At 70.2% G+C, this 12,954-nt stretch carries 9 protein-coding genes; 5 read left to right on the top strand and 4 right to left on the bottom strand.

Annotation, left to right across the window (positions count from 1 at the left end):
• Window positions 1-29: 29 nt before the first annotated feature.
• Entirely contained in the window at window positions 30-1,355 is a 1,326-nt protein-coding gene (locus AB0I69_RS01445; RefSeq protein WP_363093414.1) for a UDP-glucose/GDP-mannose dehydrogenase family protein, read from the top strand.
• Between the two features lie 48 nt (window positions 1,356-1,403).
• Complete coding sequence (locus AB0I69_RS01450) at window positions 1,404-3,236, top strand: glycoside hydrolase family 15 protein (protein ID WP_363093416.1); 1,833 nt, start codon at window positions 1,404-1,406, stop codon at window positions 3,234-3,236.
• Here AB0I69_RS01450 and AB0I69_RS01455 read toward each other — a convergent pair.
• The 4 genes from AB0I69_RS01455 to galE all read right to left on the bottom strand — a co-directional run bounded on the left by AB0I69_RS01455 (window position 3,130) and on the right by galE (window position 9,492).
• Entirely contained in the window at window positions 3,130-3,906 is a 777-nt protein-coding gene (locus AB0I69_RS01455; RefSeq protein ID WP_363093417.1) for a class I SAM-dependent methyltransferase, read from the bottom strand. The genes AB0I69_RS01450 and AB0I69_RS01455 overlap by 107 nt on opposite strands.
• A gap of 7 nt (window positions 3,907-3,913) precedes the next feature.
• Entirely contained in the window at window positions 3,914-5,164 is a 1,251-nt protein-coding gene (locus AB0I69_RS01460) for a pyridoxal phosphate-dependent aminotransferase family protein (RefSeq protein ID WP_363093418.1), read from the bottom strand.
• A gap of 15 nt (window positions 5,165-5,179) precedes the next feature.
• On the bottom strand, window positions 5,180-8,284 hold the full coding sequence (locus AB0I69_RS01465) for an EAL domain-containing protein (protein ID WP_363093419.1): 3,105 nt from the start codon (window positions 8,282-8,284) through the stop codon (window positions 5,180-5,182).
• 152 nt (window positions 8,285-8,436) lie between these two features.
• A complete protein-coding gene (galE, locus tag AB0I69_RS01470; RefSeq protein ID WP_363093420.1) occupies window positions 8,437-9,492 on the bottom strand; it encodes a UDP-glucose 4-epimerase GalE in 1,056 nt (351 codons plus the stop codon).
• A gap of 251 nt (window positions 9,493-9,743) precedes the next feature.
• Between galE and AB0I69_RS01475 the strand changes: the two genes are divergently transcribed.
• The 3 genes from AB0I69_RS01475 to AB0I69_RS01485 are packed head-to-tail and all read left to right on the top strand — an operon-like array spanning window position 9,744 to window position 12,942.
• Complete coding sequence (locus AB0I69_RS01475) at window positions 9,744-11,093, top strand: extracellular solute-binding protein (protein WP_363093421.1); 1,350 nt, start codon at window positions 9,744-9,746, stop codon at window positions 11,091-11,093.
• Entirely contained in the window at window positions 11,090-12,088 is a 999-nt protein-coding gene (locus AB0I69_RS01480; protein WP_363093423.1) for a sugar ABC transporter permease, read from the top strand. The genes AB0I69_RS01475 and AB0I69_RS01480 overlap by 4 nt, the downstream gene beginning before the upstream one ends.
• Window positions 12,085-12,942, top strand: coding sequence for a carbohydrate ABC transporter permease (locus tag AB0I69_RS01485; protein ID WP_363093424.1), 858 nt, complete (start codon window positions 12,085-12,087; stop codon window positions 12,940-12,942). The genes AB0I69_RS01480 and AB0I69_RS01485 overlap by 4 nt, the downstream gene beginning before the upstream one ends.
• Window positions 12,943-12,954: the final 12 nt, after the last annotated feature.

Consider the following 12,954-nt stretch of genomic DNA (forward strand, 5'->3'; position numbering starts at 1 on the left):
TCGACGGAGAGCCGAACACGGAGATCCACATGCGCCTGACAGTCATCGGAACGGGTTACGTCGGAGCGGTCCACGCCGCGTGCATGGCGGAGATCGGGCACGAGGTCCTCGGCGTGGACATCGACGCGGAGAGGATCGCCGGGCTCGCCTGTGCCAGGCCGCCGTTCCGGGAGCCCGGGCTGTCCGAGATCCTGAGGACGGCGGTGGACGCGGGCACCCTGCGTTTCACGACCTCACCGGCCGAGGCCGCCCGGTTCGGCGACACACACTTCATCTGCGTCGGCACCCCGCAGGACCCCGACTCGGGCGTTGCCGATCTGAGGTACGTCGACGCTGCTCTGGACGGTCTCCTGCCGCATCTGCGCGGCAGCGGATACCGGCGGGTCCTCGTGGTCGGCAAGTCCACCGTGCCGGTCGGTACGGCGGGTCGGCTGGCCGCGCGCCTGCACATGGCCGCCCAGGACGGCGAAGTCGCGTGGAACCCGGAATTCCTGCGCGAGGGCTGCGCGGTCCGGGACGCCCTGCGGCCGGAACGCATTGTGGTGGGTGTCCGTTCCGACCAGGCAGAGGCCCGGTTGAGGGAGATCTACGCACCTCTGCTGCAGGAGGGCACCCCGTTCATCGTCACCGACCCGGCCACCGCCGAACTGGTCAAGCTGGCATCGAACTCCTTCCTCGCCACCAAGATCTCGTTCATCAACGCCATGGCGGAGATCTGCGACGCGACCGGCGCAGACGTGCTCACCTTGGCCGAGGCCATGGGCCGGGACTCCCGCATCGGACTCCGCTTCCTCGCTCCCGGACTCGGCTACGGAGGCAGCTGCCTGCCCAAGGACGTCCGCGCCTTCGCCGCCCTGGCCGACGAACTCGGCCAGGGCCGGTCGGCAGCCCTCCTCCGACAGGTCGACGAGATCAACACACGACAGCGCACACGCTGCGTGGATCTGGCGCAGCGGCTGGCCGGAGGATCCTTCGCGGACCGGAACATCGCCGTGCTCGGCGCCTCCTTCAAGCCCCACAGCGACGACGTCCGCGACTCGCCGGCGCTCGCGGTCGCGGACGCGGTGCGGCGCCGGGGAGCCCAGGTCCGGGTGCACGACCCCGAGGCGGTCGACAACGCCCGGGCCGCGTACCCGGCGCTTCAGTTCACCCTGGACGTGACCAAGGCGTGCGAGAAGGCGGACGTCGTGCTGCACCTGACGGAATGGCCCCAGTACCAGGAGCTCGACCCCGCCGCTCTCGCCGCCGTGGTCCGCACCCCGGCCATGGTCGACGCGCGCAACACGCTCGACCCGGCAGTCTGGCGTGCGGCGGGATGGACGCTGTGTGCGCCGGGGCGCCCCAGGCTCGGTTGAACGGCGGGAGGAACTCATGATCACCCGTGACTGCCGGTGGGTTCGGTCATGAGTGCGCTCATCGAGGACTACGCCCTCATCAGCGACCTGGAAACCGCCGCGATGGTAGGCAGGAACGGGTCCGTCGACTGGCTGTGTCTGCCCCGCTTCGACTCACCGCCCTGCCTGGCCGCGCTGCTCGGCACGGCGGACAACGGATTCTGGCGGGTCGCGCCCGTCGCGAGCGGCACCTGTGCACGCCGGTCGTACCAGCCGGACACCCTGGTCCTGGAATCGGAGTGGGCGACCGCGACCGGAGCGGTACGGGTCACGGACTTCATGCCGCCGTGCGCCCAACACCCCTGCATCGTACGGCTGGTGGAAGGTCTGGAAGGGTCCGTGCACCTGCGCAGCGAACTGCGGCTGCGCTTCCACCACGGCGGGGTCCTCCCCTGGATCAGGGTGACCGACGACTGCATCGTCGCGGTCGCCGGGCCGGACGCCGTATGGCTGCACGCCGACGGTCCGGTACGGGCGCGGCGCATCGTCGACCGGTCCGCCTCCACGGTGGTGGACTTCACCGTCCCGGCCGGACGACGGCTGGCGCTGACCCTGGTGTGGGCGCCGTCCCATCTGCCCGCGCTGCCCGCGCCGTTGTGCGTGCCCGCCGAGACGATCCTGAAGGAGACCGGCGACTTCTGGTGGCGTTGGAGCGCCCAGTGCCGCTACGAGGGACCGTGGCGGGACGCCGTCGTACGGTCCCTGATCACGCTGAAGGCGCTGACCTACGCGCCCACCGGTGGCATCGTCGCGGCGCCCACCACCTCGCTGCCCGGCTGCATCGGCGGAGAGCGCAACTGGGACCACCGGTACTGCTGGCTGCGCGACTCCACCCTGACCCTGTCCTGTCTGCTGCGCAGCGGCTACCGCGACGAGGCGACCGCCTGGCTGGACTGGCTGGTGCGGGCCGTCGCGGGCGATCCCGCCGACCTGCAGACCGTGTACGGCGTCGGAGGGCAGCGTCTCCTGCCGGAGACCGAGGCACCCTGGCTGCCGGGTTACGAGGGCTCGCGGCCGGTACGGTTCGGGAACGCCGCGGTGGGTCAGTTCCAACTCGACGTGTACGGCGAGGTGCTGGACACCCTGCACCTCTCGCTGCGGGCCGGGATCCCGCTGCCGGCCCATGTGTGGGACCTGGTCGAGGCGCTCATGGGTCACCTGCTCGTGCACTGGCGTGAGCCCGATCAGGGACTGTGGCAGGTCCGGGGCCCGGGGCGGCAGTTCGTCCATTCCAAGGTGATGGCGTGGGTGGCCGCCGACCGCGCGCTGCGGATGGGGGAGCTGCTCGGCCGGAACGGCACCTCGGGCCAGTGGCGTGCCATGCGGGACGAGGTGCACCGGCAGGTGTGCCGCCAGGGCTGGGACGCGGCGCAGGGGTCCTTCGTGCAGTCGTACGACTCGTCGGCCCTCGACGCATCGGCCCTGCTGATTCCCCGGCTGGGTTTCCTCCCGGCCCGTGACGAGCGGGTGCTCGGCACCGTCCGGGCGATGCGCGGACTCACCTGCGGCGGGTTCGTGCGGCGGTACGCACAGGGCGCGGACGGTATGCGCGGCGGCGAGGGAGCGTTCGTCGCGTGCTCCCTCTGGTACGCCGACGCCCTCGCCGCCACCGGGCACCCGCGGCAGGCGCGGGAGGCCTTCGAACGTGTCCTCGCGATCCGCAACGACGTCGGCCTGCTCTCCGAGCAGTGGGACCCGGACGCCGGCCGCCAACTGGGGAACAGCCCCCAGGCGTTCAGCCACATCGCCCTGGTGGAGACGGCGTACGCCCTGTCAGGAGGATCATCCCCGAGTCTCCGTAGTCCGGAAGCGTCGGATCGGAGTCGATCCGGGTCACGGTGAGCTCCTCGGTCAGCGGCGCGAACACCTCCCGGACCGTGTCCGGGTCCACGGGACAGCCCGGCCACCACGAGTCGCAGCCGATGCGGTACGTCGGCATGTTCTCCATGAACGCCGCCACCAGCCGCCCGCCCGGCACGACGGACCGCGCGAAGCGGCCGCAGAACTCCGTGAACTCCGCGAAGTCCTCGCTCGCGCCTTCCGCCACGAAGTGCATCGACGCCAGCTCGTAGCCGCCCGGCTCGACGGCCCGGACATCCGCGTGCACGACTCGCACGCGCGACAGCGCCGTCGACAGGTCCGCCGGAAGGTTCGGGTCGAGCCGCCGGCCCAGCTCGTAGAAGGGCAGCCAGCCGGCGTCGGGGCCGTTGCGGAGCTGCTTCGACAGATAGGCGACGTTCGCCGCGCCCGCCTCCACGGCGTCGATACGGCGGCTCGCCGAGGCGGCCAGCATCAGCGGGTACAGGTTGGGTCCTGCGCCGAACTCCAGGGACCGTGCGATGCTTCCGGGCGGGATGCGGCGGTAGAAGGCACAGTGGTGGGCGATCACCGCCGCGTCGCACGGATGCAACTCACGGTAGTTCTCGGCGAGATAGTCCTCGACGGGCCAACTGTCCCAGTCCACGTCGTCGTTGTGGATCGGCGGGGGACCGGGCTCCCCGGGGCTGGGCATCCCGGGCTCAGCTCCTGCGCCGCAGGGCGAAGCGCCGAGAGGCCCCGGTCAGGGCGTCGTTGAGGCGGTCGATGTCCTCGTCGGAGTTGAGCGCCGTGATCTGCACACGGAAGCCGACGCGGTCGCGCGGCACCAGCGGGTAGGCGGCGAGGGTGACATAGATACCCCGGTCCCACAGGAATCCGGCGACCGCCTCCAGGTCGGACGCGTCGACGAGCGGGATCTCCACGATCGGCAGCCGATGGCCGGTGGGCGTGTCCAGGCCGAGGGCGTCGACGTGGTCGAGGACCCGCACCGACTTGCGGTGCAGATCGGCGCGGATCGCGTCCCCCCGCCGGTCGTTGACCTCTAGTCCGGCGAGCGCCGTCGCCAGGGAGGCCGTCGGCGAGGGGCCCGAGTACAGGTAGGGTGCCGCCGCGACCTTCAGGTGGTCTTTCAGCCCGGAGGGCAGCGCGAGGAAGGCCAACAGGGACGAGTACGCCTTGGAGAAGCCGCCGACGAGCACGATCCCGTCGTACGACTCGCCCGTGTGCCGCACCACGCTGTTGCCCCGGGACCCGTACGGGCACAGCTCGTCCGCCGCCCGCTCCCCGATGACGCCGAAGCCGTGCGTGTCGTCGACGTACAGCGTCGCGCCCCGCTCCCGGCAGAGGCCGGCCAGCACGGGAAGATCGGGGATGCCGCCGGTCATGCTGTCGACGCCGTCCAGACACACCAGCCGGGGCGCGCCGGACGGTACGGCCCGCAGCAGGGCGTCGAGTTCGTCGGGCCGGTCGGCGCGGAACCGCCGCAGGGTCGCGCCCTGGCCGCGCGCCGACACACAGCCGTCGTACACCGTGCGGTGCGCCCTGGCCTCGACGAAGACGTGCCCCTGGTCGGCGAGGACGGGGATCACCGAGGCGTGGATCAGGGTGGCGGTCGGCAGCAGCAGCGTGTCCGGCGCGCCGAGCAGGGCGGTGAGCCGCTCCTCGATCGCGGGATACAGCTGGGGACTGCCCAGCAGCCGCGACCAGCTGGGGTGCGTGCCCCACTGCCGCACGGCCGGTTCGATCGCGTCCATGATCTCGGGGTCCCAGTCGAAGCCCAGGTAGTTGCAGGAGGCGAAGTCGATCAGCCAGTGGTCCCCGCTGCGGATGTGCCGGCCGCGCACCTCGTCCAGGACCGCGTCGCACATGGGGCTGGTCCGGCGCAGCTGTTCGAGCTCGGCCCAGCGTGGATCACGGCGGACTTCCCGGAGTCCAGCTGCGGTTTCTCGCATGGCGGTTGCTCCTTCTCAGCGGCCGTGGTGCCGCTGGTCGTGCCGCCGCAGGACCTGTTCGCCCTGCTCCACCGTCATCGGCCGCGCGAACAGATACCCCTGCCCGAACCGGCAGCCGATACCGGCCAGAAGCTCCCGCTGCGCCGGCTCCTCGATGCCCTCGGCGATCACCTGAAGTCCGAGCGTGTCGGCGATGTGGACGATTCCCTCGACGAGCGCCACCTGCCTGGGATCCTGCGGGATGTCGTCGATGAACGTCTTGTCGATCTTGAGTACGTCGATGGGGAATTCCCGGAGATAGCGTAGCGAGGAGTACCCGGTCCCGAAATCGTCCACCGCGATCCGCACGCCCAGCCCCTTCAACTCCCGGGTGAGCGCGTCGATATGGTCGTCCCGCTGCATCAGCACCGACTCGGTGAGCTCCAACTGCAGCGACCCCGGGACCAGCCCCGGGGTGTCGAGGGCCCGGCGCACCTCGTCCAGAAACCCCGTGTCCCGCCACTGCCGTGCGGACACGTTGACACTGATGTACGGCGGTGCCGCACACCGGCTGCCGTGCTGCAGCCGCGCCATGTCGGACGTGGCGTTCCGCAGCACCCAGGCGCCCAGCGGTGTGATCTGCCCGGTCTCCTCGGCGAGCGGGATGAACTGGCAGGGCGGCACCAGACCCCGCCGGGGGTGCGGCCAGCGGGCCAGCGCCTCGAAGCCGACCACCTCGTCCGCGGTGATGTCCACAACGGGCTGGTAGCGCAGCGCGAACTCCTCCCTGGCGATCGCGGTGTCCAGCCGCGCCTGCAGATCGTGCCGCGCCGCCATCCGCTCGCGCAGCTGGGGCTGGAAGCGACGCCACTGGCGCTTTCCGGCGGCCTTGGCCGCGTACAGCGCCAGATCGGCATGGGCCAGCAGATCCTCGGCGTCGGTGCTGTCCATCGCCGTGGCCACGCCCACGCTGGCGGAGACGCTCACCGAGTCGTCGGCCAGCTGGAAGGGCCGGTTGAGAGTCTGGATCACCTGGGCGGCCAGCAACTCGGCGTCCAGGGGCTGCCTGGCGTCCTCCATCAGCACCGCGAACTCGTCACCACCGAGCCGCGCCGCGGTGTCCGTGCGGCGCAGCGTCTCCGACAGACGCGCACCGACCGCGCGAAGGAGCCGGTCGCCGACCGAGTGGCCCAGCGTGTCGTTGACGATCTTGAAGTCGTCCAGATCGACGAAGAGCAGGCAGGTGAGTGCCGGCTCCCGTCGACCGCGCAGCAGTGCGCGCTCGGTGCGCTCCAGGAGCAGCGTCCGGTTGGGCAGTCCGGTCAGCGAGTCGTGGAAGGCCCGCTGGGTCAGCTCGTGCTCCAGCTGCCGCTGTTCGGTCACGTCCCGGAGGGTCACCACCAGCCCGCCCACGGTCTTGTCCTGCCGCAGGTCGCGGCAGCGCACCTCCACCTCGATACGAGCGCTGTCCCGCAGCACCCACCAGTGGTCGTGGGCCTCCTCCCGCCGGTCCTCGCACAGGTCCTTGAGCGTCCGGTCCGCCCGCTCGCGGTCCCGTGGATCCAGCAGGTCCCGCAGTGCCGTACCGCTGAGCCGGGCGCTGCCGAACACGGCCTCGGCGGACGGGCTGGCGTACCGGACGGTCCAGTCGTCGTCGACGATGAGAATGACGTCCGAAGCGTTGCGCACCAGGGTGCGGAAGTACGCCTCGCTCTCCTTGCGGCTGATCTCCTGCCGCAGCGCGATGCGTTCCGTCGCCAGGCCCGCGTGCGAGGCCAGGATCTCCAGCGTGCCGCGCATCTCGCCGAGCCGGCGTTCGGGCCCCGCCGCGAGCAGCACGCCCGGCGGCTCGCCACCGGCCGGCCGGCTGGGCTGGACCATGGGGCACACCAGGGCGGACGGCAGGCCGTCGAGTCCGCGGGCCGTCTCCGGCCCGAGCGCGGCGGTGGGAACCATGAGCGTGCGGTGCAGGGCGAGAGCGGTCCGGCCGGCGCCGTCCCGGCCGAAGGACCGGTCGAGCAGCGCGTAGAGATCCTGGGCGTGTTCCGCCGACAGCACCGTGCTGCTGTGCTCGATCCCCGGTCCGAACAGTGCGCTCACCGCCGAGGCGCAGGTCTGCTCTATCTCCTGCGGCCGTGCCGCCGCCACCAGGGAGGCGGTCGCCGCCCGCAGCGCCAGCTCACGGGTCACCGCCTTGCGATGGGCCACGACCATGCCCGCGAGCCGCAGGATCACCAGCAGGAACAGGAGACACGAGAAGACGGCGAGCACGGTCGCGTCCCGCACATTGCCCGCATGCCCCTCGTAGAGCAGGATCGTGGGCGCGATCAGGGTGGCCCCGGTGAGCAGCAGCAGCCGCCACCGCTGGGGCGGAAGCACGGATTCCGGTGGGGACTCCGGCGCGGTCAGCTCCGCCATGGAGGGATGCAGCGCGGCCAGTCCCCAGGCCGTGTAGAAGACGATCCAGCCGGAGTCCAGCAGCGTGCCGGCCTGCCACAGGTTGTTCAGCTGCAGGATTCCGTACGCGATGTCGAAGCCGAGCAGGGTGAGGGTGCCCAGGACCAGCAACTGCACGGCGCGGTTGCGGCCGGAGACCGGGCTGGGGGTGAGCAGCCTGGCCAGCATGGCCAGCACCAGGACGTCGCCGAGCGGATAGGCGATGCTGATGGCCCGCTGCTGCCAGGTCAGGCCCTCCACCTGGGTCAGCGGCTGCACCAGATACACCCAGACCGGCAGGGCCAGGCCGGCGGTGATGATCAGCGCGTCCAGCAGGCTGGGCAGGTCACGGTCCGCCCAGCGGTACCGGACCAGACCGAAGAGGCCCGCCGCGAAGAGCGGATAGGTGGCGAGGTAGCACGCGTCCGCAGGGGAGGGGAACGGATTTGACGCGTGAAAGTACTCCTCCAGCACGTTGTAGGAGGTGTCGCCCGCGATGAAGGTCAGCAGTCCGCCGGCCAGCGCCCACCAGGGCCAACGGTGCGCGGGCCGGTGGATGCGCGCGCCGGTGAGTACGGCGACGACGCCACTCAGTCCGATCACGGCCCAGAGCGGTGTGCGCGCCTCCGGGATGGACATGTACAGGCCGGTGACGACCAGGACCAGCGTGATGTACACGGCCATCAACCGGTGAGCCAGATGCAAGGGCGAGCGCCTCCCCGAGTCGGAGGTCACCGGGCCGCGAACGACTCGTCAATGATGAGATACAGGTACAAAGCGTAGGCACGGCGAGCGCCGGGCTGCATCTCGTCACCGAGGGACCGTCCGCCCCGCTGTTCCGTGTTCGGCCGCGCGCCTCATGGCTTCGTGTTCGGCCGGCGCGCGGAGTCGGTGTAGCCGTGCGGGTTGAGCCGCTGGAAGCGCCAGGCGTCGCGGCAGATGTCGGTCAGGTCCCGGGTGGGCCGCCAGCCCCAGGCGCGCGCCACCGCGCTCGCGTCGGCCACGAGCTCGGGCACGTCGCCCGGGCGGCGCGGCACGACCTCGTACGGAACGGGACGGCCGCATGCCGCGGAGAACGCGGCGACGACATCGAGGACCGAACTGCCCCGGCCGGCCCCCAGGTTGTACACATGCAGGCCCGGCTCGTCGGCCAGGTGGTCGAGCGCGATGCGGTGGGCCTCGACGGTGTCCATGATGTGCAGGTAGTCGCGGATCCCGGTGCCGTCCCGCGTGGGGTAGTCGGCGCCGAACACGGGGAGCCGTTCCCGTCGGCCGACGGCGACCTGTGCCACGTACGGCAGCAGGTTGCCGGGTGTGCCGCGGGGGTCCTCGCCGAGCAGCCCGCTGGGGTGGGCACCGGCCGGGTTGAAGCAGCGCAGGCACAGCACGGTGTATTCGGGGCACCTGCGGCAGACGTCGGCGAGTATGTGCTCGCAGATCCACTTGGAGGCCGCGTACGGGTTGCCGGGCCGGGCCGGGGTGGCTTCGTCGAGCGGGCCGTTTCCGGCGTCGCCGTAGAGCGCGGCGGTGGAGGAGAACACGAGCTGGTGCACGCCGTGCTCGTGCATGGTCCGCAACAGGGCGGTCGTGCCGCCGACGTTGGTGTCGTAGTACTCGACGGGCCTTCGGGTCGAGGGACCCGCGGCCTTGTACGCGGCGAAGTGCAGGACGGCGTCGACGGGATGGCGGTCGAAGACGGCCGAGAGGGCGGGCCGGTCACGGACGTCCAGTTCGTAGACGGCACCGGCGAAGCGGCCGGCGATCCGTTCGACCCGGGCGAAGGCCTGCGGCGTGCTGCTGGAGTAGTCGTCGACCACGATCAACTCGTAGCCGTGGTCGAGCAGTTCGACACAGGCATGACTCCCGATGAAACCGGCTCCGCCAGTGACGAGGATGGTCGACGGCGGACTCATCAGTCCGGCTCCTCACTGCCAGACATCGTACGTTTACGACGTATACAGTGAACTTTGACCCCTTTCGCGACAGGAGTCAAGCGGCGACAGCCCTCTGGCAACCGGTTTCTGGCGAGACGCGTTACGTTGCCGTGTCCGTGAGCTTGCCCAGTCTTTTCGAAAGTTCGCCCAAGGTCTTGACGCCGTTTCCGAGCCGGAAGAAGCTCTGCCCCAACGCGTGACAACCGGTTTCTATTGGAGGTGGTGCGGTCATGCACCCACGTGCTGGTGCGCCCCTGAGCCGCCGACGATTTCTCGCCCTCTCGGGGGCCGGTGCGGCGGTCGGCACGGTGGCACTCGGCGGCTGCGCCCTCCAGGTGTCGACCGGGGTGAGCGGGGCGGGCGAGACCGTCACGGTGATGGCCAAGGACGGGGACATCACCACCGACCAGGTCACGCAGGCCCACAAGGACATCGGCATCAAGATCCACCTGGTGCGCTACGACCTCACCAAACTGATCGCGATGATGACCACCGGCGCCCCACCGGACCTGGTGCGCGGCGTCGGCGCCGTGGACGCCCCGTACTTCGTGGCCCGGGACGTCGCCGAGAACCTCGACCCGTACTTCGCCGGAAGCAGCGTCCTCAAGGCCGACGACCTCGATCCGGTCAACGACCTGTGGCGCTACGACGGCCACACCCAGGGCAAGGGCCCGCGCTACGGCATGGCGAAGGACTTCTCCCAGGACTCCATGTACTGGTACAACACCGCGCACTTCGACAAGGCGGGCGTCGCCTACCCGCCGGAGACCCAACCGGTCACCTACGAACAGTGGTTGGAGGACGCCAAGCGGCTCACCCAGCGTAAGAACGGGCAGACGACCGTCTTCGGCGGCAGCTACAACGGGCTCAACGCCCCAGGTCTGCTTGCCGGGTTGACGGCCGCCGCCGGTGGCAGCCTGTTCAGCGACGACTTCTCCCGCGTCGACTTCACCGCCCCCGAGGCCCGCAAGGCACTCGCCTGGTACATCGACTACTGCCGGGCCAAGGTCGGCCCGAGCCTGATCCAGCCCGACCCGAACGGCTGGGACGGGCCCACCTATCAGGCCGGCCGGATGGCCATGACGGGCAGCGGCTACTGGCTCGGCGGCATGATCGACACCGACAAGAAGCTGGCACAGGTGTCCCGGCTCGCCCCCGCCCCGGTCTTCGAGGGCGGCCCGCGCCTGAGCCCCTGCCAGGGCGGCACCGGCCTGTGGATGCCGAAGAAGGCCCAGAACAAGGACGCGGCCTGGCGCGTCTTCGAGTGGTTCTTCGGCGAGGCACCGGCCAAGGAGCGCGCGTCGAGCGGCTGGGGCATCCCGAGCCTGAAGTCCCTGCGGCCCCTGATGCCCAGTCAGGAGTCGTACCAGAAACGGGCATTGCGGGTACAGGAGGCCGAGCTGAAGCACTTCTCGGTGACCGCCTTCACGCCGTACGCCTCGGCCGACGCGCTCGCCGCCCTCTTCAACCAGGCCGCCCCCGCCGCCATGTCGGGCGGGATCTCCGTCGACACCCTCGCGGGCCGACTGAACTCGTCCATGAACGAGCAGCTCAAGCGCGGTAAGGAGCAAGTGGGATGACGGTCGATCAGATCACCTCGGTCACGGGCCCGTCGGGCGCGACCACGAGCGGCGAGCGGGCGCGGGCGGTCCGGCAGCCGAGGACCACGGCGACCGGCCGCAGACACCGCGCGTTCTACACGTTCACCTCGCCGTGGATCATCGGCTTCCTGCTGCTGACCGTCCTCCCCATGGCCTACGCGCTGTGGCTGAGCTTCACCACGTTCGACGGCATCTCGCCGCACTGGCGCTACGTCGGCCTCGGCAACTACCGCGAGCTGTTCTCCGACTCGGTGACCTGGGCCGCACTGGGCCGCACGGGCCTGTTCGCGGTGACCTCCGTGCCGCTGTCGATCGCGGCGGGGCTCGGGCTCGCGGTGCTGGTCAACCGGCCGCTCAAGGCACGCGGGCTGTTCCGCACCCTGCTCTATCTGCCCGCTGTGGTACCGCCGGTCGGCGCGGGTATCGCCTTCAAGCAGCTCTTCGACCAGAACTCCGGTGCCGCCAACGGGGTGTTGAACGTCTTCGGCGTCAACGCCCTGGGCTGGCTGGCCGATCCCTACGCCCGCTACGTGCTGCTGATGAGCGTGCTGTGGACCGCCGGAAACGTCATGATCATCTCGCTGGCCGGGCTCCAGGACGTACCCCGCGAACTCCACGAGGCGGCCCGCATCGACGGCGCGAGCGCCTGGCGGACCTTCCGCAGCATCACCGTGCCGCTGCTGTCCCCGGTCCTGCTCTTCCAGACCGTGACCGGCGTGATCGCCTCGGTGCAGACCATCATGCCCCTGCTGCTGGCACCCGACGGCACCACGGGCGGCGTCACCGCGATCCCGCACTCCAACTACCTCTACATGATGCATGTGTTCGCGGAGTACTTCGCGCTCGGCCGCTACGGCTACGCCTCCGCGCTCCTGTGGGTGCTCTTCGTCCTGATCCTCGTCGTGACCGGACTCATCTTCAGGTTCACGTCCGGCGTGGTCTTCTACAACGTCGACCCGGAGGCCAACAAGTGAGCGTCACCAGCCCGTTCGCGAAGCCCCCGGTCCGCCTGCGGGTCAACCGCCTGATCCTCTACACCGTCCTCGTCGCCCTCACGGGCCTGTTCCTCGGCCCCTTCGGCTGGCTCGTCCTCGCCGGACTGAAGACCCCGGCCGAACTCGCCGCCTCACCCGTGCACTGGCTGCCCCAGCACATCCAGTGGCACAACTTCACCGACGCCTACCGGCTCATCGACTTCCTCGGCTACGCCCGCAACTCCCTGATCATCGCGACCATTTACGCCACCCTCGTCACCCTCAGCTCCGCCTGGGTCGGCTTCGGCTTCGCCCGTCTCTCCGCCCCCGGCAAGAAGACGCTCTTCGGCATCCTGCTCGGCTCGATGATGCTGCCCCAGATGATCACCCTGCTGCCGACCTACCTGATCTTCGCCAAGCTCGGCATGGTCGACACCTACTGGCCGTGGGTGCTGTGGGGACTGGCCGCCACGCCGTATCTCGTCTTCCTCTTCCGGCAGTTCTTCGCGGGCCTGCCGAGGGAGTTGGAGGAGGCCGCGATCGTCGACGGCTGCGGCTGGGCCACCATCTTCTGGCGGATCTTCCTGCCGCAGTCCTGGCCGGTCCTCAGTGCGAGCTTCGTGATCGCCTTCACCTGGACCTGGGGTGACTACATAGCCCCCCAACTCCTGCTCTCCACCGACCGAACGACCCTCGCGGTCGCCGTCATGTCCACCTACGTCACCTCGGCCGGCACCCCGGTCGCCGACCTCCAGGCCGCCGCCTCCGTGATGTACGTCGTCCCCATCCTCCTGATCTTCCTCGTCGCCCAGCGCGGGTTCGTCGCCGGGATGTCGACCAGCGGCCTGAAGTAGTCCCTGTTTTCG

The organism is Streptomyces sp. NPDC050508 (genome assembly GCF_040655155.1).
GTDB lineage: Bacteria > Actinomycetota > Actinomycetes > Streptomycetales > Streptomycetaceae > Streptomyces.

Bases quoted from the DNA above. Each gene is read 5' to 3' on its own strand.
- AB0I69_RS01445 (WP_363093414.1), top strand. From the start codon at position 30: ATGCGCCTGACAGTCATCGGAACGGGTTACGTCGGAGCGGTCCACGCC.
- AB0I69_RS01450 (WP_363093416.1), top strand. From the start codon at position 1,404: ATGAGTGCGCTCATCGAGGACTACGCCCTCATCAGCGACCTGGAAACC.
- AB0I69_RS01455 (WP_363093417.1), bottom strand. From the start codon at position 3,906: ATGCCCAGCCCCGGGGAGCCCGGTCCCCCGCCGATCCACAACGACGAC.
- AB0I69_RS01460 (WP_363093418.1), bottom strand. From the start codon at position 5,164: ATGCGAGAAACCGCAGCTGGACTCCGGGAAGTCCGCCGTGATCCACGC.
- galE (WP_363093420.1), bottom strand. From the start codon at position 9,492: ATGAGTCCGCCGTCGACCATCCTCGTCACTGGCGGAGCCGGTTTCATC.
- AB0I69_RS01475 (WP_363093421.1), top strand. From the start codon at position 9,744: ATGCACCCACGTGCTGGTGCGCCCCTGAGCCGCCGACGATTTCTCGCC.
- AB0I69_RS01480 (WP_363093423.1), top strand. From the start codon at position 11,090: ATGACGGTCGATCAGATCACCTCGGTCACGGGCCCGTCGGGCGCGACC.